This is a genomic window from Leucobacter aridicollis, from assembly GCF_013409595.1.
GTDB classification, from domain to species: Bacteria; Actinomycetota; Actinomycetes; order Actinomycetales; family Microbacteriaceae; genus Leucobacter; species Leucobacter aridicollis.
In genome coordinates, this window is sequence record NZ_JACCBD010000001.1 from 240985 (window position 1) to 265558 (window position 24574).

Annotated in this window: 19 protein-coding genes; 8 read left to right on the forward strand and 11 right to left on the reverse strand. The window is 64.9% G+C overall.

Features of this window, described 5'->3' with window-relative positions:
- Window positions 1–31 precede the first annotated feature (31 nt).
- From BJ960_RS01090 to BJ960_RS01115, 6 genes are all read right to left on the reverse strand, one after another.
- Complete coding sequence (locus BJ960_RS01090) at window positions 32–940, reverse strand: ROK family protein (protein WP_185985904.1); 909 nt, start codon at window positions 938–940, stop codon at window positions 32–34.
- Window positions 937–2445 (reverse strand): glycoside hydrolase family 3 protein, encoded by a 1509-nt coding sequence (locus BJ960_RS01095; RefSeq protein WP_185985905.1) that lies wholly within the window; start codon window positions 2443–2445, stop codon window positions 937–939. The genes BJ960_RS01090 and BJ960_RS01095 overlap by 4 nt, the downstream gene beginning before the upstream one ends.
- Window positions 2442–3362, reverse strand: a complete 921-nt coding sequence (locus BJ960_RS01100; RefSeq protein WP_372430604.1) for a carbohydrate ABC transporter permease — start codon at window positions 3360–3362, stop codon at window positions 2442–2444. Before BJ960_RS01100 ends, BJ960_RS01095 begins: the two co-directional genes overlap by 4 nt.
- Entirely contained in the window at window positions 3359–4222 is an 864-nt protein-coding gene (locus BJ960_RS01105) for a carbohydrate ABC transporter permease (RefSeq protein WP_237463752.1), read from the reverse strand. The genes BJ960_RS01100 and BJ960_RS01105 overlap by 4 nt, the downstream gene beginning before the upstream one ends.
- Before the next feature lie 184 nt (window positions 4223–4406).
- Window positions 4407–5756, reverse strand: coding sequence for an extracellular solute-binding protein (locus BJ960_RS01110; RefSeq protein ID WP_185985907.1), 1350 nt, complete (start codon window positions 5754–5756; stop codon window positions 4407–4409).
- A 100-nt stretch (window positions 5757–5856) separates the two neighbouring features.
- A complete protein-coding gene (locus tag BJ960_RS01115; protein WP_185985908.1) occupies window positions 5857–7047 on the reverse strand; it encodes an ROK family transcriptional regulator in 1191 nt (396 codons plus the stop codon).
- A 392-nt stretch (window positions 7048–7439) separates the two neighbouring features.
- Between BJ960_RS01115 and BJ960_RS01120 the strand changes: the two genes are divergently transcribed.
- Window positions 7440–12041, forward strand: coding sequence for an ExeM/NucH family extracellular endonuclease (locus tag BJ960_RS01120; RefSeq protein ID WP_185985909.1), 4602 nt, complete (start codon window positions 7440–7442; stop codon window positions 12039–12041).
- A 178-nt stretch (window positions 12042–12219) separates the two neighbouring features.
- Window positions 12220–13287, forward strand: coding sequence for an ABC transporter ATP-binding protein (locus tag BJ960_RS01125; RefSeq protein ID WP_185985910.1), 1068 nt, complete (start codon window positions 12220–12222; stop codon window positions 13285–13287).
- 256 nt (window positions 13288–13543) lie between these two features.
- Here the strand turns inward: BJ960_RS01125 and BJ960_RS01130 are convergent, their stop codons facing one another.
- The 5 genes from BJ960_RS01130 to BJ960_RS01150 are packed head-to-tail and all read right to left on the reverse strand — an operon-like array spanning window position 13544 to window position 18115.
- Complete coding sequence (locus BJ960_RS01130) at window positions 13544–14386, reverse strand: IclR family transcriptional regulator (protein ID WP_185985911.1); 843 nt, start codon at window positions 14384–14386, stop codon at window positions 13544–13546.
- Between the two features lie 12 nt (window positions 14387–14398).
- Complete coding sequence (gene cofD, locus BJ960_RS01135; RefSeq protein ID WP_185985912.1) at window positions 14399–15391, reverse strand: 2-phospho-L-lactate transferase; 993 nt, start codon at window positions 15389–15391, stop codon at window positions 14399–14401.
- A complete protein-coding gene (locus tag BJ960_RS01140; RefSeq protein ID WP_185985913.1) occupies window positions 15388–16263 on the reverse strand; it encodes an ABC transporter ATP-binding protein in 876 nt (291 codons plus the stop codon). Before BJ960_RS01140 ends, cofD begins: the two co-directional genes overlap by 4 nt.
- A complete protein-coding gene (locus tag BJ960_RS01145; protein ID WP_342354342.1) occupies window positions 16260–17297 on the reverse strand; it encodes a FecCD family ABC transporter permease in 1038 nt (345 codons plus the stop codon). The genes BJ960_RS01140 and BJ960_RS01145 overlap by 4 nt, the downstream gene beginning before the upstream one ends.
- An 11-nt stretch (window positions 17298–17308) precedes the next feature.
- Window positions 17309–18115: an ABC transporter substrate-binding protein gene (locus tag BJ960_RS01150; RefSeq protein WP_307814697.1), complete on the reverse strand. Its 807-nt coding sequence runs from the start codon at window positions 18113–18115 to the stop codon at window positions 17309–17311.
- Between the two features lie 389 nt (window positions 18116–18504).
- Between BJ960_RS01150 and BJ960_RS01155 the strand changes: the two genes are divergently transcribed.
- From BJ960_RS01155 to BJ960_RS01180, 6 genes are read left to right on the forward strand one after another with little or no spacing between them, the layout of a single operon-like run.
- Complete coding sequence (locus tag BJ960_RS01155; RefSeq protein ID WP_185985916.1) at window positions 18505–19074, forward strand: amino acid synthesis family protein; 570 nt, start codon at window positions 18505–18507, stop codon at window positions 19072–19074.
- Between the two features lie 32 nt (window positions 19075–19106).
- A complete protein-coding gene (locus tag BJ960_RS01160) occupies window positions 19107–20471 on the forward strand; it encodes an aminotransferase class III-fold pyridoxal phosphate-dependent enzyme (protein WP_185985917.1) in 1365 nt (454 codons plus the stop codon).
- Entirely contained in the window at window positions 20468–21919 is a 1452-nt protein-coding gene (gene hydA, locus BJ960_RS01165) for a dihydropyrimidinase (RefSeq protein WP_202229208.1), read from the forward strand. Before BJ960_RS01160 ends, hydA begins: the two co-directional genes overlap by 4 nt.
- Before the next feature lie 57 nt (window positions 21920–21976).
- The gene (locus BJ960_RS01170; RefSeq protein WP_185985918.1) at window positions 21977–22981 is read left to right on the forward strand and encodes an LLM class flavin-dependent oxidoreductase; all 1005 of its coding nucleotides are present in this window, start codon (window positions 21977–21979) and stop codon (window positions 22979–22981) included.
- A gap of 9 nt (window positions 22982–22990) precedes the next feature.
- Entirely contained in the window at window positions 22991–23662 is a 672-nt protein-coding gene (gene npdG / locus BJ960_RS01175; RefSeq protein ID WP_185985919.1) for an NADPH-dependent F420 reductase, read from the forward strand.
- Window positions 23662–24483, forward strand: a complete 822-nt coding sequence (locus tag BJ960_RS01180; RefSeq protein ID WP_185985920.1) for a carbon-nitrogen hydrolase family protein — start codon at window positions 23662–23664, stop codon at window positions 24481–24483. The genes npdG and BJ960_RS01180 overlap by 1 nt, the downstream gene beginning before the upstream one ends.
- Window positions 24484–24574: the final 91 nt, after the last annotated feature.

Consider the following 24574-nt stretch of genomic DNA (forward strand, 5'->3'; position numbering starts at 1 on the left):
CTACCCTGCGAAGCCGTCTACGCAACTGTGACTACTCATTTACTGCAATTGCTGCGCCGATTGCCGCTGCCGGCGATCCCTCTGGAAGGACCTGTAAGCGCTCCGGGAAGCGAAGCGCCGCAATAAATTCGGAGGCCGCAGCCCACTCGGCGAGCTGCGCACGAATCCCGTCGAACAGGGGAGCGCCGAGGAGGCGCAGGCCGCCGCCGACGACGAACGCGCCGGGGTTCACGGTGAGCCCGAGCACCCGGATCGTCTGCGCTGCGCCGTCGATGAGGTACTCGAGGGCCTGCTTCGCGTCGGCGTCGCCAGCGGCGACCGCGGCGTTGAGCGTGCGACCGGGGTGCTCGCCGCCTGCGGGCCAGTGGGCCTTCAGCGCTGAGCCGCTCGCGACGGTCTCGAGGCAGCCGCGCTGGCCGCACGGGCAGGGGCGCATGCGCGGGTCAACCGCGAGGTGGCCGATCTCGCCGGCAAACCCGTCGGCCCCGCGGACGGGCGCGCCGTCGACGGTGACCCCAGCGGCGAGCCCGGTTCCGAGGTTGAGGTAGGCGACGGTCCCCTCGAGACGCATGATCGACGCGGCGCCGACCGCGGCGGCCGTCACGTCGTTGTCCACGGACACGGGCAGGTCGATGGCGGCTGCGAGTTCGGGGCCGAGCGCGAGTGAGGAGAGCCCCATGTTGTAGGCGTTGCGCACCGTGCCGGTGGCGCGGTCGACCTGGCCTGGGATCCCGATCCCGACCCCTGCGAACTCCGCGCGCGCGAGCCCGGATTCGCCGATGAGGCGTGCGACGATGTCGCCGCTCGCCTGGAGCACGCCGGTGGGTCCTGGGACCGTGGGGACGAGAGCGCGGGCGACGATGTCGCCGGCGGGATCGAGCGCGATGCCCTCGATCTTCGTGCCGCCGATGTCGAGGCCAATGCGCGGGGAGGGGGTCATGAAGGGGTACTTTCGAGAAGATCGATGAGCGCCGCACCGACGAGGGCGGAGGAGCCGTATGTTGCGAGTGCAGCGTACTCCGCGGCATGCTCCCCGGGCTCCGGGGCTGCCGGCCAGCCCATCTCGACGACGAGCACCGGGGTGCCAACCGCGAGGAGCGCGTCGATCCGGGCGAGCGCCGCCGGCGCGCGGTGCAGCTCGCGGCCGATGACGATGACGCCGCCTGCCGGGTACGCCTCGCTCGGGTCGAACTGCGTCCGCGCGCCGAACGCCGCGGCCTGCTCGCGCTGGCCGGGGAACGGGAGCGCTGCGGCGGCAAACGGCCCCCACGGCGCGAAGCCGACGGCCATGTTCGCCTCGGAGTCCACGCGCAGCACGGCGGCGGCTGGGTGGTCGCGCGCCCACTCGCGCGCGGCGGCCGCGCCGTCGAACGAATCCGCGATCCGCGCGAGCTCGGCCGGGGTGATCGCCTCGCGCGGCGCGCTGCCGGTGTCCGCGCGGGCGACGGCCGTTGCCCGCGGGCCGGCGGCGTCACCGAGCGCGCGCACCCGGCCTGCGGCGTCGGAGATCCTGTCGGCGTCGAGCCGGCCATCCTCGACGGCCGCCGCGACGTGCGCCACGATCTCCATGAGCTGTTCGTGCGTCGTGTCGACGCCGACGCAGAGCAGGTCGCAGCCTGCGGCGAGGGCGCGCACCGCGGCCTCGGGGATGCCGATCTCGCCGCTCGCGCCCTGCATGTCGAGCGCGTCAGAGACGACGACGCCGGTGAACGCGAGCTCGCCGCGCAGCAGGTCCTGCAGGATCAGCGGGCTGAATGTCGCCGGGACGGACCCGTCGAGCGCGGTGAGCACGATGTGGGAGGTCATGACCGAGCGGGCGCCGGCGGCGAAGGCCGCGCCGAACGGGGGCAGATCGCGCTCGCCGAGCAGCTCGCGGGACGCGGTCACCGTTGGAAGCTCGTGGTGCGAGTCCTGTCCGGTGTCGCCGTGGCCGGGGAAGTGCTTCGGGCACGCGACGGCGCCCTCGCCCTCGAGGCCGCGCACCCACGCCGCGACGTGGCGGGACGCGAGCTCCGGCGTCGGGCCGAAGCTCCGGGTGCCGATGACGGGGTTGAGCGGGTTGCTGTTCACGTCCGCAACCGGGCCAAGCGCGAGATTGAAGCCGGCGCTGAGGATCTCGCGCGCGACGCGGCGACCGATCTCCTCCGAGTACGCCTCATCGTCGATGCGGCCCATCACGGCCGCGCCAGGATACGGCGATCCTTCGAGGTAGCTCAGCCGAGTGACCTCGCCGCCCTCCTCGTCGATTGCGAGGAGCGCGGTCGGCGCGAGCTCGCGGAGGGCGAGTCCGAGCGAGCGCAGCTGCTCGCGGTCGCGCACGTTGTTGCCGTAGACGCAGGCCGACGCGAGGCCAGCGTCGAACGCCTCCGAAAGCCAGGCGGGCGGCTCGAAGCCGACGAAACCGGGCATGAGTGTGGCGAGGATGTCGCGCCGAAGCTCGCTCATCCCTTCACCGCCCCGCTCACGAGACCGCTCGTCATGCGGCCCTGAACGAACATGAAGAAGATGATCACGGGCACCGCGACGAGCGTCGACGCGGCCATGACCTGGCCCCAGTCGATCGCGGTGCTCGCGGACTGCTGAATGAAGCCGCGCAGCCAGAGCGGCAGCGTCTTGTTGTCGGCGTCGAGGAGCACGAGCGCGACAGTGAACTCGTTCCAGGCCTGCAGGAACGCGTAGATGCCGCTGGCAACCAGGCCGGGGGCGAGCAGCGGGAACGTAATGCGGAGGAACGCCTGAGTGCGGCTCAGGCCGTCCACCATCGCCGCCTCCTCGAGGTCAGCGGGGATGCCGGCGACGAAGCCGCGAAGCATCCAGATCGTGAAGGGCACGACGGCCGCGATGTAGATAATGCTGACGCCGATGATCGAGTTCAGCAGCCCGAGGTTGCTCATGAGCTTGTACTGCGCGATGAACATGCCCTCGGCGGGCAGCATCTGGATAAACAGCACGGCGAGCACGAAGCTGCGGCGGCCCTTGAACCGGAAGCGGCTGATCGCGAGCGCGGCGAGGAACGCGAAGATGAGGCACACGACGACCACAATGGCCGCGATCGACAGGCTGATGCCGAGGGCCTTGAAGAACGAGCCGTCGGCGATCACGGCCTGGAAGTTCTTGAACGAGCCGCCAAACGGCAGGAGCGTCGGGGTCGTCTTCTCGAGGACGACGTTCGGCAGCATCGCCGAGTTCACCATCCAGTAGACGGGGAACGCCCAGACGACGGCGAGGAGGACGCCAACGATGTTGAGCACGATTCGCCACGGCTTGCCGGTGCGAAGGCGGCCGCGCGCGGAGACGACGTCGACGGGGGCCGTCATCGTGGTGGTGCGGGGTGCGGAACCCGCGAGTGAGGCCTGGCTCATGACTCGTCGTCCTCCTTGATGAGATTGCGGACGTACGCCCAGCTCAGCGCGATGGTGAGCAGCAGCACGAAGATGGACATGGCGCTCGCCATTGCGAAGTCTGAGGAGCCGACGCCGAGCTGGTAGATGTAGGTGCCGAGCACGTCGGTCTTCGACGCGATCGAGCCGCGGTCCTGCAGCAGCTTGATTTGGGTGAAGACACGGAGGTCCCAGATGATCTGGAGCAGCATGACGATGCCGAGGATCGGCTTGATGATCGGGACGATGATGAGGCGGAGGCGCTGCCACGGGCTCGCGCCGTCCATCTGGGCAGCCTCGAGCACCTCGCCGGGCACCTGGGTGAGGCCTGCGTAGACGGAGAAGGCGACGAAGGGGACGCTCATCCAGACGACGATGATGAGCGCGACGGCGAAGAAGCTCAGGGGCTCCTGCAGCCAGTTGTGGCCGTTGAAGGGGAGTCCGAGGTTCGTGAGCAGCCAGTTGACGAGGCCGCGGCGCCAGTCGAAGATCCATTTCCAGATGGTCATCGCGGCGACGACCGGGGTGGCCCAGGCGAGCAGCAGCGCGATCTGCAGCGTGAGGCGGACGCCCTTCGACGCCGCCTGCATGAGGAGCGCCAGGCCGATGCCGATCACCATGGTGACGGAGGCTGCGGCCAGGCAGAAGAGCACCGAGCGCAGCACGACGAACCAGGTCGTCGGGTTGCCGAAGAGCGTCGCGTAGTTCTCGAACCAGACCCACTCGGGCGGTGCGCCGAACTGCTGGGCGAGCCCGAACTGCTGCATCGAGGTGATGAGCTGCCAGATCACCGGGTAGGCCATCGCGACGAGCACGATGATGCTTGCCGGCAGCAGCAGCATGTAGGGGGCGAGGCGGCGGCGGGGCTTCCGGGGGGCCGGGGCGGTGCCATCCGACGCGGCGGTGCTTTCGCGTGTTCCCGTGCCGACCGGTGGCGCTGTGTCGACGCTCATCGCGGTTCTCCTTGAAACGTTGTGGGGTGTGGACGGGGGCCCGCAGCTGTCGCGCGGGCCCCCGGTGCCGACGTTACTTCTGGTTGAGCAGTGCGTCGAGCTGTGCGTTGGTGTCCTGAGCGAGCTGCTTCAGGTCCTTCGCATCGCGGATCTTGGAGAAGAACTCCTCCATGATGTTCTTCGACTCGATCGCGGCCCAGCCGGGAGCGGCGGGGGTGAGCTTCGAGTTCGATGCGGACTCAATGAGCGCCTTCGCGAACTGGTCGGAGCCGAGCGAGTCAGCGTAGTCCGAGTTCGCCGGGCCGAGGCCCTTCTCGCCGAGCATCGTCTGGTACTCCTCGGAGTAGATGATGCGCATGAGATCCTTGGCGAGCTCAGGGTTCTGCGTCTTCGCCGAGATGCCGATGTTCGAGCCGCCCGCGAAGACCGGAGCGGGCTTGCCGTCGTTGCCAGGCAGCACGAGGGTTGCGAACGTGTCGTCGTTCCACTCGCGTGCGGGCTCGCCCTTGTCATTGGTGACGAGGTCACCGATCGACCAGTGCGCCCAGCCCGGAGCCATGATGGTGGCTGCCGCGAGCGAGAGGTCCTCGGTCACGTTGCCGTCTTCGTCCTTGACCTCGTCGGAGTCGTTGAGGTACTGGTACTGGTTCGCGTCCTTCATGTCGTTCGGAGCGTTCGACGCGTTCTTGTAGAGATCCTGCAGTTGCTCGAGGCCCTTGAGCGACTCGGGCGAATCGAGGGTCGCGACCCACTTGCCGTCCTTGAACTCTGCGATCTCGCCACCGTTCGCGAAGATCCACGAGATGCCGTCGCGCCAGTCCTGGCCGCCGAGGAAGAAGCCCGAGAAGTTGTCGATGCCCTTCGGGTTTGCCTTCGTGATCGCCTTGACCGACTCGTTGAACTCGTCGAGCGACGCGGGGCTAAAGTTCTGGCCTGCGGCGTCCCAGACGTCCTTGCGGAGGAAGGTGTAGCGCGAACCGAAGTAGTAGGGGAGCGTGTAGTTCTTGCCCTCAACGGCGCCAACCTCGACGAACGAGGGGAGCAGCTTGTCGCCGCCGAGCTCGTCGTACATGTCGCTGATGTCGAGGAACGCGCCCGCGTTCGTGAAGGCCGGCGACTGGGTGTTGCCGATCTCGGTCACGTCGGGGGTGTTCTTCTCATCGGGAAGCTTCGTGGTGAGGTTCGTGATGATGTCGCCCCAGCCCTGCTCCTGGATCTTGAGCGTCGCGCCGGTCTTCTCGGTGAACTCGGTTGCGAGGTACTCGCGAAGCTCGGGCGGGGTGTCACCGCCAATAACCCACATCGTCAGGGTCTTGTCGCTGTTGTTGCCGCTGTCGCCACCCGACGCAGCCGGGCTGCACCCGGCAAGGACGAGAGTCGAAGCCATAGCCGCTGCTGCGAGGCCAACGAGCTTTCTCTTCATTGTTGTGTTCCTTTCGGTGTGCGACTCGGCGGTGGCCGAGACGCGGGTTCGTGTCTTCATCGATACGTGTTGTGTGACTGGAAGTGTGTGGTCGGCGGGGCTAGCTCACGCCGAGGCGTTCGCGGAGCACGATTGCGGCCGCCCCGCGCAGGATCAGGTCCTCGCCCTGGCTGCTCGCTCGGATCACGAGGGTGTCGTGCGAGTCGGGCATGGTGCGGCGGGTGAGGATCTCGAACGCGGCGTCCGCGAGCGTGCCGCCGACGAGCTCGGGCGGGCCCGAGAGGACGATCTCGGCGAGGTTGAGCATGCCGATGACGGGCGCGAGTGCGACGCCGAGCCGGTTTCCTGCCTCGCGGAGGACGGCCTCGCGGCCGTCGGGCCCCGCGTCGGCGAGCGCCCGCGAGAGCGTCGGAACGGAGAGCCAGTGCTCGAGCACCTGCTCGCGGGCGTACGGGGCGTCGATGCCGAGGTCGGTGCCGACCATGACCTGCCCGATCTCGCCCGACGCGAACTTGCTGCCTGGCACGCTGCGGCCGCCGAGCATGATGCCGGCGCCGACGCCGTAGCCGATGCGGACGAGAGCAAAGTCCTCGCTCGTGTCGCCGAAACTGTATTCGGCGAGGGCGGCGACGTTCGCGTCGTTGCCGATCGAGGTCGGGAGGCCGGTGCGCTCCATGAGGATCCGCCTGAGGGGGAGTCCCTCCCAGCCGAAGTTCGGTGCGACACGCACGACCCCCTCGTCATCGACGACGCCGGGGGTGCCGACGCCGAGCCCGATGATCGGGATCTCGCTCGCGTCCCGCAGCGTGACGGCGAGGTCCGCGACGAGCTCGCTCGCGGCATCTCCCGTCACGGCGGTGCCGGCGGCGTCGAGTCGCGGCGCCTCGACGCGGGCAAGCGTGCGGCCGGCGAGGTCGATGACCGCGCCGCGGAGCAGCTTGTCGTCCGAGAGGTCGAGCGCGACGACCGCGTGCGAGCTGCGGGCCAGGTCGACGAGAATCGCGGGCTTCCCTGGGCGGTGCGATTCCTGCTGACCGAGCTCCTCGATGAGCCCCTCGCCGATGAGCTCGGCAACGAGACCGGAGATGGTGACCTTGGTGAGCTGGGTCGTGCGCGCGATATCGGCGCGGCTCAGCGGGCCGGAGATGTAGAGCGTCTGAAGCACGAGCGTGCGGTTGTGGAGCTTCGTATCGCCAGGAGTGGCCTTCGCCGCCACCCTGAGATCGCGGGCCCGGCGCGGGTTCATTGCCCATGCAGTGGCGTCCGCGGGACGCGTCGTTACGTGCTTCATATTGGTTAGTAAAGCTAATGAACTAAATAAACGCAAGTCCGCTGGCAAAGTTTTTTCGGCCCGACAATCGGAGCGGCCGTCGTGGGGCGCGATTTTGGCGGAATGAACAGGGGGTGACGTCGCCCGTGGAGTGAGCAGCCGGTATAGACAAGTTGTGTCGACGCGTCCGCGTGGAGCCAGCCTCATCGTCGCGCGCCGCACCGTGCGCCGCGGGGGGCTTCGGCCGCCCGCGGCGCCCGGGCAGCAACGTGGCCGTCACATGACCTTTGGGTAACGGGTCTGGCGAGCCGGGCTCATGCCTGCCTAGGCTCCGGGTGGGGGCACAGCCGGGGGTACCTGACGTGCGCCCTGCCAATGCCACACGTCACACACGAACGAGGAGTGCAGTACGCATGAAGTCAGGCTCAAGTAGTCGAACGGGAGACGCCTTCTTCCGCCGGAGAGAACGAGCGATGGCGCTCGGTCTCACCGCCGCCATTTCCCTGGGTATGGGGATCACGGGGACCGCGCCCGCGCTCGCCGCACCGGACGGCTCCGGGGTGGTGATCAACGAGGCCTACCTCTCGGGCGGCAGTCGCGATGCCGCGTTCACCAAGAAGTTTGTCGAGCTCTTCAACCCGACCGGTGAAGCGATCACACTCGACGGCACCTCGCTGCAGTACCGTCCGGCCACAGGCACCGGGGCGTTTGGCGGCGTGACGCCGCTCACCGGCACGATTCCCGCGGGCGGGCACTTCCTCGTCGCGGGCGGGTCCAATGGGACCGCGGGCGGCGAACTCCCGGCACCGGACCTGTCCTCGACCCTTAACCCGGCCGGCACTGCCGGCACGATCGCTCTTGTTGATGGCACCGAGCCCCTCGCTATTCCCGCGGGATCAGCAGCCGGCGCTCCGGGCGTGATCGACCTACTCGGGTACGGTACCTCGAACACGTTCGAGGGGACGGCCGCAGCCGCGCCCGCGGGAAACACCGACGTCAAGTCGCTCAACCGCAACGAGGCGGCTGACACCGACAACAACGCCGCTGACTTCGCGCTCTCCGCCGACATCACCCCAACGAACGCGGCGGGAGCGACCGCGCCCGACCCCGGCACTGATCCTGATCCCGGCACCGATCCCGACCCCGGCACAGACGCCGGTACGGGCACGCGCACCATCGCGGAGGTGCAGGGCACCGGCGACACGTCGCCGCTCGTCGGCCAGACCGTTACCGTCGAGGGCGTCATCACCGCAGACCACCGCGTCGGCGGCTACGACGGCGTCGTCATCCAGACCGCCGGCTCCGGCGGCGAGCAGACGGAACCCCGCACCGCATCAGACGGCATCTTCGTCTACCTCAAGGGCAAGGACGTGCCTGGCGAGATCGGCGACCTCATCAAGGTCACCGGCGCCGTGAGCGAATACTACGGCCAGACGCAGATCGCTCCGGCGCAGGTCGCAGACGTCGCACTCGTGAAGCAGGAGGCCGGGCTCCCCGCGCCGACCCCGCTGCCCGCGACCGTGGTCGGGGCCGAGCGCGAGGCATACGAGAACATGCTCGTGCGGCCCACCGGTGACTACTTCGTCGCGTCGAGCCACCAGCTCTTCAACTACGGGACGCTCTGGCTGAATCCGGGCGAGATGCAGGTGAAGAGCACGGAGACCGCGCGCCCCGGCGCCGAGGCCGACGCGATCGCCGCGGCAAATCGCGCGAGCCGGATCCTGCTCGACGACGGCTACTCGATCCAAACGACGAACAACGCCCACCCGGGCGAGCAGCCGTACTTCACGGCGGACACTGTCGTGCGCAACGGCGACGCCGTCGACTTCGCCGACCTGAGCTTCGTGCTGCAGTACGGCTTCGACGAGTGGCGGCTGCAGCCCGTCACCCCGCTCGACAGCACGTCGCCGGCGGCGCAGAAGGTGGCCTTCGACGCGAAGAACACCCGCCCCGAGGCACCGAAGGTCTCAGGCGACGCGACCGTCGCCGCCTTCAACGTCTACAACTACTTCACCACGCTGAAGAGCGAGAACAAGGACGCCCGCGGCGCGACGACGGCGAAGCAGTTCGAGACGCAGAAGTCGAAGATCGTCTCCGCGATCAACAGCCTCGACGCCGACATCGTCGGGCTCATGGAGATCGAGAACTCGGTGAAGCTCGGCAAGCCGGTCGATACCGCGCTCAAGGACCTCGTCGACGGCCTCAACGCCGTGACGGGCGACAAGACCTGGGACTACGTGCCGACGCCGAAGGCGCTGCACAACGCCGCAACGACCGACTTCATCACGAACGCGATCATCTACAAGAAGGACGCGGTCACGCCGAAGGGCGAGGCGCAGACCATCGTTGATGAGAGCGCGTGGGGCAACGCCCGCGAGCCGATCGCGCAGGCATTCGACATCGACGGCCGCACCGTCACGGTCGTGTCGAACCACTTCAAGTCGAAGTCGGGCACGGGCGCGGAGCCCGCTGACGGGCAGGGACACTTCAACGCCGACCGCGTGAAGCAGGCGAAGTCGCTCCTCGCGTTCACCAAGGAGCTCGAGCAGTCGACCGGCAGCGCAGACATGCTGCTCGTCGGCGACTTCAACGCCTACGGCCAGGAGGACCCGGTGTTCGAGTTCACCTCGCAGGGGTGGATCGACACGGTGCCCGCGCTCGCCGCAGGCCAGTACAGCTACAGCTTCAACGGCGAGCTCGGCTCGCTCGATCACGTCTTGGCCTCGCCGTCGCTCGCCGACTCGCTCGGCGGCGCCGCGATCTGGGCGGCGAACTCTGCCGAGTGGGGCGACCGCGGCTACGGCTTCGGCGCCGCCGAGGCAGGCACGCCGTACCGCGCGAGCGACCACGATCCGATCCTCGTCGGGATCACCACGACGCCGCAGCCCGTCAGCATCGACATCGCGACGATCAACGACTTCCACGGCCGCATCGAGGCCGACGGGAAGGCAGCGGGGGCCGCGGTCATCGCGGGCGCCGTCGCCGAGTTCGAACGCCAGAACCCGAACTTCATCTTTGCGGGCGCTGGCGACCTCATCGGGGCATCGACGTTCACCTCGTTCATCCAGCAGGACGAGCCGACCATCGACGCGCTCAACCTCGCTGGCCTCGACGTGAGCGCCGCCGGCAACCACGAATTCGACGAGGGCTGGGAGGACCTGCGCGACCGCGTCCAGGCCCGCGCCGACTGGGAATACATCTCGGCGAACGTGTTCGTCACCGAGACCGGCGAGCCCGCGCTCGCGCCGTCGTGGGTGAAGGAGGTCGACGGCGTGAAGGTCGGCTTCGTCGGCGCCGTTACCGAGGACCTCGACACCCTCGTCTCGCCCGAAGGCATCAAGGACCTCGAAGTGCGCAGCGTTACCGACTCCGTGAACCAGGCGGCAGCGGCGCTCCGCGACGGCGACGCCGCAAACGGTGAGGCCGACGTGGTGATCCTGCTCGTCCACGAGGGCGCGGCGACCGCCGACCTCTCGAGCATCACGCCCGAGTCGCAGCTCGGCAAGATCGTGAACGGCGTCGGCGACGACGTCGACGCGATCGTCTCCGCGCACACGCACCTCGCCTACAACCACGTCATCGACGGCCGCCCGGTCGTCTCGGCAGGCCAGTACGGCGAGAACCTCGGGCTGATGAACCTGCAGGTCGACCGCGAATCGAAGGAGCTCATCTCGATCACGAACGAGATCAAGCCCCTCGTCGTCGACGGGAAGCCGCAGTACGAGGCGAACCCTGAGGTGCAGGCGATCGTCGACGCGGCGAAGGCCGCTGCCGACGAGTTCGGCAGCGTCTCGGTCGGCAGCATCACCGCCGACTTCAACCGCGCGCGCCAGAGCGACGGCAAGACCGAGAACCGCGGTGGCGAGTCGACGATCGGCAACTTCGTCGCCGACGTCCACCAGTGGTCGACCGACGCCGACATCGCGCTCATGAACCCGGGCGGCATCCGCGCGAACCTGAGCTACGCGTCGACCGGCGACAAGGACCCGGATGGCAACGTCACCTACCGCGAGGCGGCGACAGTCCAGCCGTTCGCGAACACGCTCGTCACCCTGAAGCTCACGGGTGCGCAGGTGAAGGACATCCTTGAGGAGCAGTGGCAGCCAGAGGGATCGGCGCGTCCGTTCCTGAAGCTCGGGCTCTCGAAGGGACTCAGCTACACCTACGACCCCGAGGGCGAGCGCGGCGCACACGTCACCTCGATCACGCTCGACGGCAAGCCGCTCGACCTCGGCGCGACGTACACCGTCGCGGCGAACGCGTTCCTCGCTGGCGGCGGCGACAACTTCGTGTCGTTCCGCAAGGGCACCGACGTGAAGGACACGGGGCGCGCTGACCTCCAGTCGATGGTCGAGTGGTTCGCGATCAACAAGGAAGCGACGCCGGACCTCGGCAAGCGCGCGGTCGGTGTGCAGCTCAGCCCGCCGCCGGCGGCCGCGGCCCAGCAGGTGGCGCGCGCGAGCGCGGCAAGCGCGGGCGACGGCGAGTACAGTGCGGGCGACGAGGTCACCGTATCGCTCAGCTCGCTCGCGTTCTCTGGCGGCGAGGTCCCGGCCGAGTCCGTCTCCGCTGAGATCGACGGGAAGCAGGTCGCGACCGCGCCCGTCGACCCGACGGTCACCGACGCGTGGGATGCTGCGGGAAGCGCCACGCTCACGTTCGCCGTTCCGGCCGGCCTGAAGGGCAACCAGACGATCGAGGTCGCGACGAGCGACGGGGCAACCCGAGTATCGATCCCGATCACGGTGGCCGGCGGGGACACCGAGAATCCCGGCACCGAGGAGCCTGGCACCGAGAACCCGGGAACTGAGAACCCGGGCACCGGCGGCCCCGGTGGCACCGACGGCGAGCAGCCCGGCACCGCCGGGCCTGGCGCCGGCGGCGGCTCGACGGGCGGTGGCCTGTCGAACACCGGTGCTGAGCTCGGGTGGATTGGCGGCGCGACGCTGCTGCTGCTCGCCCTCGGCGGCGGACTGCTCGTCGCAGCTCGCCGCGGGACGCACGCGGCGCAGTAGCACCGAGAGGCAGGGCCCCGGCGGTTCGCCGAGGCCGCACGCCCGCCCCACCTCCTGTCGGTGGGGCGGGCGTTTGCCTGTGTTAGCCTGTCTGTGCCCAATGATGGGCAGCGGCGGAGGATTCTGCCGTCATTCCACTACGGATCGTCCGGCACGTACCTGCCGGTGGAGGAAAACAATGGCATCAGTCACGTTTGAAGGCATTACTCGCGTCTACCCTGGCACGGATCGCCCGTCGGTTGACAAGCTCAGCCTCGACATCGAAGACGGCGAGTTTCTCGTGCTCGTCGGCCCCTCCGGCTGCGGCAAGTCGACCACGCTGCGCATGCTCGCCGGCCTCGAAGAGGTGAACGAGGGCCGCATCCTCATCGGCGACTCAGACGTCACCGACGTCGCCCCGAAGGATCGCGACATCGCGATGGTCTTCCAGAACTACGCGCTCTACCCTCACATGACCGTCGCCGACAACATGGGCTTCGCTCTGAAGATCGCGGGCGTCTCGAAGGAAGAGCGCGCCGAGCGCGTGCTCGAGGCCGCGAAGCTCCTCGATCTCGAGGACTACCTCGACCGCAAGCCGAAGGCACTCTCGGGCGGTCAGCGCCAGCGCGTCGCGATGGGCCGCGCGATCGTGCGCCAGCCCCGCGTGTTCCTCATGGACGAGCCGCTGTCGAACCTCGACGCGAAGCTCCGCGTGCAGACCCGCACCCAGATCGCGTCGCTCCAGCGCCGCCTCGGCGTCACAACCGTCTACGTCACCCACGACCAGACCGAGGCGCTCACCATGGGCGACCGTATCGCCGTGCTCAAGGACGGCCTGCTCCAGCAGGTCGGCACCCCGAGCGAGCTCTACGAAACCCCCGTCAACGTCTTCGTTGCGGGCTTCATCGGCTCGCCCGCGATGAACCTCTTCCCGACCACGCTCACCGCCGAGGGCGCAGTCTTCGGCTCGCTCACCGTTCCGGTGCCCGCCGGCGGCGCGACCTCGAACGCAGTGACCGTCGGCATCCGCCCCGAGGACCTCGTGCTCGCGGCGCCCGGACAGGACGGCCTCACCGTGCAGATCGACCTCGTCGAGGAGCTCGGCGCCGACGGCTACCTCTACGGTCACACCACCGGAGGCGACGGCGCCCAGATCGTCGCGCGCGTCGACGGCCGCAACCACCCGCAGGCCGGCGAGACCGTCACCCTCGTGCCGAACCCCGCGCACCTGCACGTGTTCGACACCGCAACCGGCAACCGCATCTAGTCGGGGCTGGGCGGCGCGGGGCGCTGCGCTGCGCGCGCTCCCCGCGCTCCCTGTGCTTTCCGGCCGCCCTGCCGCCGCACCACCCCGCCCCGCGAAAGAGTAGTGTTCCTGCACAAGAACCCGTTTCCAGCGGTAGGTTTCGGGCGCTTCTGCGGGAAATGTGCTCTTCGGCTGAGGTGGGCGGGGCTGGGCTTGGGTTGGCTTGGCTGGGCTGGGGAATCGATTAGGGCGTGAACTCGCCGTCACCCGCGTTGGGCTAGAAGATGACCCGCTGGCTGGTGAAAGCATCCGCGGGAGTTGAGGGCTGGAGCTGCGCGGAAGCGGTGAGGAGCTTGGCGGTTTGGGCAGCAGCTTCAATTGCGAGCTGCCCCAGCCTGCGAACCGTGTCCGGGGTGATGCGGTAGGTGGGCCCACCAATCCAAATCGCAAATCGGGGCAAATCACCAATGAGGACGGGTGCCGCTACGGACGCGGCGTCCCGTTCTAGGGCTCCATAGAGCCAGGCGTAGCCGTGGGTACGGGCTGGCTCGAGGGTGTCGATGAACATCTCAAGCGTCGAAGGGTTCTCCTTCGGGTAACTCGGTTCGAGAAGCTCGCGTACTACTTCGGGGTCGCGATATGACAACAAGGATTTGCCAGTGGAGGTGAGCCACGGAGGTTGCACTCGTGGCGTTGACTTGAGTGTCTGGCCAATAAGTGAGGGGCCCACGTTCTGCAGCAGGACCACGATGTCGTTGTCCTGCAGCATGTCGAACCCTGTCGTCTCCCCTGAAGCGTTCGACAGATTGGTCAAGATCTCGCGGATCGCCCGCAGCGTGCCAGTTTCCGTGAGCAGACCGCCGATGACTGATAGCGAGCCGACCGAAATGCGCGTCTTCTTCGTTTCATCATCGGTCACCAACATGCCTTCTTCTTCCAGCGTGGTGATGATGCGGAAGCAAGTTGCCTTAGGCACGCCTGACAGGCGAGTGAGTTCGCTGAGCCCGATCCCTTGCGGAAAAGTCGAGATTACTCGGAGCACGCGCATGGATCTATTGAGAAGTCCGTCGCGGCCTTTGCCTGTGTCTTCTGCGGTGTCGGGGCTCGTTGTTGAGGTCACAATCGCACTATATCAAACCGATAGTCCACTTTTGGAGGCGTTTGTGAGCGTCGTCACGGACTCCATGAGTGCGTCAATGATGCGGTTGTCGGCTTCGTCCTGGCTGAAGAGAAGCGGCACATGTGTAATGAGCCCAGCAAACGTGTTTGGCAGGTTCTCGTCAATGGGGTCTGCAAGCCAAGCATCGAGCAATCCACCGGTGGAGCGGTCACCGTACCGCGCCGCGACTGCAGGTGCAGTGCATTCGACGCCAACGACGGCAAGGCAGCGGTCGAGCCATCCCCGGACCGGGCGGCCACCGATAACCGGTGAGAGTCCTATCACCGGCGCCGCGGCCTCGGCGATAGCCGCACGAATGCCGGGTATTGCAAGAATCGGATCGATTGAGACGACTGGGTTGGAGGGGGCGATCACGATGATGTCGGCAGTGGCAAGTGATTCGAGCACGCCAGGCGCGGGCTTTGAATCCGTAGCGTGGGGAAATGCGAACGCGGTTGGTGAGGGATTCGCCTGGTTCCGCACCCACCACTCCTGAAACCACATGGGGGCTGAGGCAGTGTGCTCGACGATTGTTGGCGAGGGGTCATCCGTTGCTGGAAGTACTGTGAAGCTGACGCCGTAGCGAGAGTTTAGGAGGCGGGTCGCCTCGCTGAGCGAATGGCCGTTCTCGAGGAGCTGCGTGCGCATGAGATTGTGGGCGATATCTAAGTCACCGAGCTGGAACCAGCCCTCCTCGGGAAGAACGCGCGATATCTCGGACATGGTTCGGGTTGAATCGTTGGCCCTTCCCCACCCGCGTCCCTTGTCTCCCATGTCAGCAAGGTGATAAGCCACCGAATCTAGGTCGGGAGAGATGCGCAGGCCCATGTGAGTGAAATCGTCGCCCACATTCACAATCGCCGTGCAATTGAACGGACGACCGGAAGCTTCATTCCACGAATGGAGCGCTCTGGCGAACCTTGCGCCCCCAACGCCTCCGCTAAGGAACGTAATATTTCGGGTCATGTCAGTGCCTCCAAGGGTTCGATTGGCGCGCGCAAGGCGGCCGGGGGATCGTCGCGGGTCCCTGCGAGTTGTGCAGCCTCTGTGGCCTGCGAAATGCGAGGTGGGAAGTCGTGTCGAAGGAGGTAGCGGCTTCTGCTCCCGTCACTGGTGTGGATCATGTCCACGCCCCAATGGTTTTGAATCATCGCGGGCGTGACCACACTTGCCGTTGGCCCCACCGCGACAATGCTGCCGCAGTTCACGATGGCGGCACGGTCGGTGAACACCGAGGCAAGGTCGAGGTCGTGCAGACTGACGATGAGTGCAACACTGGTGCTCGCGAGAGTGCGAAGAAGCTCGACTGTGTCGCGGATGGCCGCAAGATCGAGGTGATTCGTCGGCTCGTCAAGGAGGAGGGCGCGTGGTTCCTGCGCGAGCGCACGAGCAATCTTCGCCCGTTGATGCTGGCCGCCGGAGAGTCTGTCGATCGGTGTGTGCTGAACGGAGTCGAGCCCGCATCGTTCAAGCGCGTGATCGACGACATACCTGTCCGTTCGGGTGGTCGGGCGGAGCCAACCAGTAAACGGGACGCGGCCAAGCTGTACGAACTGCCGAATCGAAAGATCCGAAGGGGCAGTGGAGTCCTGCGCGACGAACGCAACGCGCCTTGCCCACTCGCGTTGCCCGAGCTGGGCTCGAGAAACGCCATCCCACGAGACGGCCCGATGAGACTCCGGGAGGTGCCCTGCGAGGCTGTGGAGCAGTGTGCTTTTCCCGGCGCCGTTCGGGCCGAGGAGCCCGAAGATCTCGCCAGGGCGGAAATCGAGCGCGGGAACGGAGAGCTTAAAGTCGTGCCCTCGGCTTGCTGAGAAGGGGAGCGTGTGAAGAGTCATGAGTGTCCTTTCTGCTGCCGAAACATGATGACTCCAAACGCGACAGCGCCGAGCACGGAAGTCGTGATCCCGACCGGAAGCTCTTGTGGTTGCGCCGCGATGCGTGAGAGCGTGTCAGCCCACGTGAGAAGCAACGCGCCAATGAGTGCAGAGGCCACAAGGTGCTTCGTGACGCTCCCAGAGGCAAACGGTCGAGCAAGGTGAGGGACGATAAGACCGACAAAGCCGATCGCGCCAGAGACCGAGACCATTCCTGCCGCGACAAGCGCCGCGAGGGAGAGAACCCACGCCCGTGAGACCCGCACATTGATTCCTAGCGACTCGATGTCGTTGTCACCGAGCTTGAATACTCCGAGCAAACGGGATGATGCCGCCAACGCCGACCCGAAGACAGCTAGTGTGACGGCCGCGATCAAGACGGTGCTCCAGTTTGAGCCGCCAAGCGACCCGAGTAGCCAGTGCAGTACCTGGCGGTAGCTATCGCTGTCGGGGGATTGGAAAATGATGAAAGAAGTGCATGCGCTGAACAGTGCCGTGGTGGCCACTCCGGCAAGAATCACTCTTTCCGACGATGATCGGCGTTGACTACCGCTGAGGAAGAGAGTGACGGTGAGCGCGAGTGTTCCGCCCACGAAGGCTGCAAATGGGAGCGCGAGTGTAAGCCCAAGCAGAATGACTGAGACCGCTCCAAGCGAGGCTCCCGAGGATACGCCGAGTAGATAGGGCTCAGCGAGCGGGTTGCGAAGCACCGTTTGTAATGCAACCCCGGAGACCGCGAGCCCCGCGCCAACACATGCCGCTGTGAGTACGCGCGGAAGCCTGACTTGCGTCAGGATGACTTCTTGGGTACTCCAAGAGGTGGGATCAGTGCTCATCGCCGAGGCAAGCGTTTGCCAGGGGATAGGGACTGCTCCGACAGAAGCGGCAAGAAAAAGCGAGGCAAGGAGCGCTGCGAGCAACAGGGCGGCGGCAACGGCGAAGCGTGACCTTGCGGACGTTGCCCGCGGTGAAGCTGCCTGCCCGCGTTGACGCACCTGCTCGCTTGTCACTGTGAGGCCGCTGCGTTTGCGATTGACTCGACGGCGTCGATGTTTCGCACGCCGGCCTCCGTGGTTGCGAAGTCGACAACGATAAAGCGCTCGTCTTTCACCGCGCGCATCGAGCTGGCTGCTGGGTGACCTTCGAGCAACGCACGCTTCTTCTCCGCGGAGTTCCATGGCGCGTCTACCAGCACGATGACATCGGGATCGCTTGCGACAAGGCTCTCCCAGGGCATGCTGAACCAGCTTTGCGCTTCCGACTCTGCAACATTCGTGAGACCGGCTGCCCGCATGATCATGCTGGGAGTTCCAGTGCCACCGCCGACGAACGGCACGTCCTCGCCAGAGCTAAACCAGAGGGCGGATAGGGCGCCGTCGTTCTTTGGAATAGCTTTCAGCCTGCTGCGCTGATCACTGATGATTGACTCTGCTTCGGTGCTTGCATCGAACATCGCCCCGACCTCCGAGATCATGTCGAATACGTCATCGAACTCGAGTGGATCGGAGCTCTCGCTGCCAAACACGCAGGCGGGTGGAGCAACGTAGGTGTTGATGCCGAGACCCAGGAGCTCCGTTCGAGTACCCAGCCCGTCCTGGCCGAGGTTCGACTCCCAGCCAGCGAACACAAAGTCGGGCTCTGCGGCAAGGAGTACCTCACGACTGGGAAGCTGGTCTGCCAGCACATTCGGTTCCCACCCTGCTGGTGCGAGGCCCTGCGGCACGGGACCATCAAGCATCGCGGAGCCAACGATGCGGCTTGACTGCCCGAGGGCCAGCAGCAGTTCGAGCGGCGTTGATTTCACGGTGACCACGCGCTCAGGCGGGACGTCGAGTTCAACAGTGAACCCGCAGTTGTCTATGGCGGAAGCTGGCCCTGGAGTGACCTGTGCGGGGGCCTCCGGAGAGAGTGATGAGCACCCAGGGAGAAGCGCTAGAGCGCCGACAGTGAGAAGTGAGACCGTATATTTGAACCGACGGTTCGTTTCAATTTTCATCGTTGAAAACCAATGCCTTGAGTTGGCCGCTGGGTCGCGGGGGTTCGTTGGTGCCTCGTAGTCTGAGGAATTTAAAGGATAGCGCAAGGCACCCGTGGTGGATAGTGTGGATTGCTCGGGGCTCAAGGGTTTAGGAAAAATGAGCTTGCAAAAATTATGAACCGATGGTTCACTGTATTCACGTCGCTAATGTCAGGGAGGACATGATGTCACCACAGATCCGCAAACTCGTTCGTTTGGTCGAGGAAATCCATAGCGAGAACGGTCAGCAGCTCGCCAAACCACACCGTGTTGCAGTTGCAGCGGCCGTCATTGCGAACCCGTATGGCGCGGGCTACGTTGAAGACGTCGTCACGCTCGCTGACGAGCTTGGTGAAGCGATCGGGGAACTACTTGGCCCCGAATGCGTTCGACTCTTGGACGATGAGATTGAGGCCTTTGGTAAGGCAGCGTTGGTGGGCGTCGACGGCGAAACCGAGCACGGATCTGCGTTGATCCACAACCTGCGGTTTGGCAACGTATTCCGGCGTGCAGCCGGCGGAACGGAACTGTTGCCTGCAGCGGAAAAGATTGGCTTGCAGGGAGCTTCCATCGACGTTCCGTTGAAGCACAAGACTGACGCCAAGACGCGTTCGCATCATCAGACGGTCACCTTCCGCATTGAAGATGCCCCGCGCGCTGACGAGATTGTTGTCGCCTGCATCGCAGCGAATTCGGGGCGGCCGCTTGCTCGTCTCGCGACCTTCGGGGCCGAGGCTCCCGTGAGCATCGCCTAACGGCGAAGGCACCGACGAAAAGAGTCAGAATTATGAACGCAGTCGCATGGTCAAAAGAAGAGCTCGTCGCGGCAGACAGTGAGTTCGTCATCCACTCGTGGTCGAAGCAGGGTGGTCTCAACGCCCGCCCCATCAAAGGCGCCGAGGGATCCTGGTTCTGGGATTACGATGGCAATCGTTTCCTGGACTTTCAGTCGCAGTTGGTAAACAGCAATCTTGGACACCAGCACCCCAAGCTTGTGCAGGCGATCAAAGATCAGGCTGACACGATGTGCTACATCGGGCCGGGATTTGCCGAGGAACAGCGAGCCCGTCTGGCGCAGAAACTCGCAGAGATTACGCCAGGTGACCTGAAGATGAGTTTCTTCACCACAGGTGGTGCCGCTGCGAACGAGAACGCCATCAGACTCGCGCGCCATGTCACGGGGCGCAACAAGATTGTTGCGCGATATCGCTCCTACCACGGGGCGACCGCGGGCGCGATCGCCTTGACCGGGGACCCGCGTCGTTGGCACGCTGAGCCCTCGATGCCGGGCGTGGTCCGAATGCTTGATCCTTACACTTACAGGTGCCCGGCGGGCCACCCCTCCCCGTGTCCCGTCTGCTCTGGTGGACCGCACCTGGAAGAGATTTTGCAGTTCGAGGACCCGTACTCGGTTGCCGCCGTCATTCTCGAACCAGTCACTGGGACTAACGGCCTCATCTACCCTGGTGAGAACTACCTGAGATCGATTCGTGAGGTGTGCAACAAGTACGGCATCATCCTCATTTTCGACGAAGTGATGGCTGGTTTCGGTCGCACGGGTGAGCTGTTCGCCTGTGACCACTGGGGCGTTACCCCAGACATTCTGATCACCGCAAAGGGTCTCAACTCAGGGTATGTCCCTCTCGGAGCGATGACAGTTTCGTCGAAGATCTCTGACTGGCTTCAGGACAATAAATTCTGGGGAGGGCTCACCTATGCGGGGCATCCTCTCGCGTGCGCCTCCGCTGTCGCGTCGCTCGAAATCATGGAAGAAGAAGGGGTTGTCGACAACGCGCGGCGCCAGGGCGAGCGACTTGGAGCCGGCCTCGCTGAACTTGCGAAACGCCACCCGTCTATTGGTGACATTCGTGGGCGTGGACTGTTCTACGGGCTCGAACTAGTTCGGAACCGTGACACCCGCGAGCCGCTCGTGCCGTTCAACGCGGTTGGGGAAGCCGCCAAGCCGATGCAGGAGATCAACAAGGCTGCAATGGCGAAGGGGCTGTACCTGGCATCGAACTTCAATGTGCTTCGGCTTACGCCGCCCCTCGTGATCAACGACGAGGAGATTGACTTGGCGCTCGAGACCCTCGACGAGGTGCTCGACATCGCCGATGTGCACTACGACACTGCGGGAGGCCCCGCATCATGACGATGGAATCAGCGACAAACGCGGGGCACACTACACTCATCGCCGGTGGCACCGTGGTGAATGCGGAAGGCTTCGTCCGTGCTGATGTGCTGGTGCGCGGCGAACGGATCGTTGGCATCGGGGTTGAGCAAGCGTGGGATGCTGACGAGACGATCGACGCAACCGGGAAGTACATTTTGCCTGGTGGAATCGACGTTCACACTCACCTTGAGTATCCAATTGACGGCTTTACGACGCGTACGGCTGATGACTTCGCGACAGGCTCGGTTGCCGCTGCGTTCGGTGGCACTACTACCTTTATCGACTTCGTCAAGAAGCGCCCAGACGCTTCGCTGTTCGACACTTTTGTTGAGCGGCGCTCGATCGCAGAATCCAAGAGTATTGTCGATTTTGGACTGCATGCGATCGTGCCGCCATTGGTTCAGCAGCCGGATGTCCACGACGATCTTGTTCGGCTCTTCACCGAGCAAGGCGTGTCGAGCTGGAAGTTCTTTATGGCGTACCCGGGTACGCAGATGGTTGAAGACGACGAGCTTCTCGCTGGAATGGATCTCGCTCTCAAGCTCGGTGCGTTCCCGATGGTGCACGCTGAAAACGGGCACATGGTGAACCGGGCCGCTCAGCAGCTTCTGGATGAAGGGAAGACTGCCGAGATTCACCACGTCGATGCTCACGGCCATTCCCAGGAGGCTGAGGCGGTTCACCGGGCGATTGTGCTCGCTGCAGAAGTGGGCACGCCCCTGTACGTTGTCCACGTCTCGAGCGAGCAGGCTGCGGCCGAAATTGCAGCTGCGCGCAGTGAGGGCCTGCCCGTTTGGGGTGAAACTTGCCCGCAGTATCTCGTCACCGCGCTGGAAGATTATCAAGAGCTGGGGGAGCGGGCCGCTGGTTACATTTGCTCACCACCGATTCGTGAACGAGCAAATCAGGCCGCCCTCTGGAAATACCTTGGTGCTGACGGACTCTCGACGCTCGCGACGGACCATGCTGCGTTCTGTATGGAGCAGCCCGAGGACTTGCCTCCGCAGAAGCTTCGGTCTCCAGGGTATTTCCCGAAGACTCCGAATGGGGTGCCCGGACTCGAAGACCGCATGATGGTCGCCTGGGAAGCCGGCGTCGTAGGCGGAGCGCTCGACCTCTGCAGGTTTGTCGAGATCACGGCTGCTCGACCCGCCAAACTCTTTGGAATGTACCCCAACAAGGGAACGATCTCCGTCGGAGCAGACGCGGACATCGTGGTGTGGGACCCTGAGGCAGACCACACGATCACCGCTGCGGGTGGACATTCCCGAACCGACTACAACCTCTATGAGGGTATGCGCGTAAGCGGCCTTCCCGTAACGGTCATGAGCCGTGGGCGGACGCTGATCCTTGACCGTGAGCTGCAGGAGGTGGCCCGGACAACCCGTGGCCGCTACCTCGCTCGCGGCGCAGCCCAACTTTTCTAACCCACCGCTTACTGCCGCCAACGCAGGTTGGCAGAGCACCCCACGAAAGGCATCACAATGAAGTTTCCCATTGGAATCCATGTCGGCGACCGGATGACGCTCCCCGAGACATACGAGGTCGCGCAGTACACCGATGAAAAGGGTTTCGACTCGTTCTGGGTTGCAGAGGGCCGAATGGCTCGCGACGGCATTGTGCCCGCCGCGATTGTTGCTTCACAGACCAAGCAGATTCGCATCGGTACCGGCGTCGTCAACAATAAGAGTCGTAACGTCGCGCTCATGGGTGTGACGTTCAAGACGCTCGACGAAGTCGCACCCGGTCGCGCGATTCTCGGCATTGGTGCGTGGTGGGAACCGCTCGCCACGAAGCTTGGCGCGCCTATCCGCAAACCTGTCGCCTCGATGCGCGAATACATTACGATCCTCAAGCAGCTCTTCAACAACGACACTGTGACTTTCAATGGTGAGTTCTACACGATCGACGGTGTTCGCTTCGACAGCATGTATCGCGAGAACACTGAGGTTCCAGTACCGATTTATGTCGGTGCCGTCGGCCCGCGCATGCTTGAACTATCGGGTGAGATCGCTGACGGCGTACACATGGACTTCCTGCTGCCCCCCTCCTACCTCGAAGGCGCGAAGCAAGCGATTGATGCCGGCCTCGCGAAGCGAACAGACGGTAAGACAGAGATCGATCTGACACAGATCATCGCGTGCAGCGTGAACGATAAGGACCCGCAGGAAGCGATCGACCACTGCAAAGCCTTCTTGACCCTGTACCTGATGCAGCAGCCGCATATTGCCGCGCACTCGGGCGTCGAACCGGAGCTTGTCGAAGAGATTCAAAAGATCGCTGGTTGGCCTGCAACGAAGGAGGATATCCGACGTGCGATGCAGCTCGTCCCCAACGAGCTCGTGCAGAACGTCACTGCCTGCGGGTCGACGGACACGGTCGTGCAGAAGCTCGAAGAATACCGTGAGGCAGGGGTGCGAGTGCCTGTCCTCTCGACTCACGGAGACCACCGTACGACGCTCGTCAACATCACCGAAGCGCTGCAGTAGGGAAGCGGCATGACCATCGCAATTGTTGGGGGCACTGGACCCCAGGGAAGCGGGATCGGGCTGCGACTCGCCCTTGCTGGTGAGACCGTGATCCTTGGATCACGCGACGGTGAGCGGGCAGCGAGCGAAGCTGCCAAACTCACCTCCGAGCACGCGCCGCTGGGAGTAATAACCGGAGCGAACAACCGGGACGCAGTGGCCTCCGCTGACACCGTTATTCTCGCTGTGCCCTATAAAGGACACGAAGAACTCGTAGGCGGACTTGCTGACGTCATCGGGCACAAGCTCGTGGTGAGCTGCGTGAACCCGCTCTCATTCGACAAACAAGGTCCGGTTGGTACACAAATCCCTGACCTGAGCGCAGCCGAGGAAGCCGCGAGGCTGCTTCCCGAAGCAAATGTGACGGGGGCGTTTCACCACCTCTCGGCAGTCAACCTGCACAAGGTAGAGACTGACCTGAGCCACGAGGACGTGCTCGTTTGCGGCAACGACGAGTCGGGGAAGGCAGAGGTGATGCGCCTCGCATCGCTCGTGACTGGCGGTCGTGGCATCGATGTTGGAGCGCTTCGGCTAGCGCGGCACCTTGAACCGTTCACTGCGGTGCTCATCTCGGTGAATAAGAAGTACCGCACCAATTCGAGCGTGGCGCTCACCGGCGTCCCAGAGACTGGAGAGAAGTAATGAAACTGGCAGCACTTCAACTGCGTGCGACAGATGACCGCGAGGTGACGCTTATGCGCGCCGGTGAGCTTATCGACGAGGCTGCCGCGCAAGGAGCGAAGGTCGTGCTCATGCCCGAGTTCTTCGCGATTCCCTTCGTGCAGCCTGAACCAGACCCCACTTACATCAAGTGGGCCGAGGATTTTGACGGACCCTCGAATGAGCTCGTGCGCGTGAAATCAGCGCAGCACGGCATCACGATCGTGTCGTCCTTCTTCGAAGGAACTGACCTGCCAGGTGTGTTCCACAACACCGCTGTGACGTTTGTGAACGGCGAGGCGCGTCATACCTACCGTAAGTCGCATCTTCCGTTTTCGAATGGGTTCCCAGAGAAGTTTTACTTCAGGCCTGGTCAGGAAGCTCCTTCCGCTGTCGACACAGGTGAGGTGTCTGTTGGCACGATCATCTGCTACGAGAGGCACTTCCCCGAACTGTCTCGAGCCGTTGCGATGGCTGGTGGCGAGGTGCTCTGTGTGCCTGTTGCTTCCGCCTCTGCGCCAATGAAGGAGGTCTTCCAGCTCGAGCTCCGGGCGCACGCCGCCTTCAACCAGTTCTTTGTGATCTGCTCGAACCGGGTCGGTCTCGAAGGCACGAAGGATTACTTTGGCCTGAGCGCGGTTTACGGGCCTGACGGCACCGTGCTCGCGCAGGTCGCTGACGGTGAGGAAGGGGTCGCCGTCGCGGAAGTCGATCTCGATGAGATGCGTGCTTCGCGCATGCGACGTCCGTTCTTCCGCGACCGCCGGCCAGAACTCTACTCGGCCCTGACTGAGCAGTACTAGCCGAGCTGGGCGACACGCGTTTTCATGCGCGCGTCGTCCGACTCGGGTTGGCGGCGTCACCGAAGACGGCCGACCCACACACAACAGACTT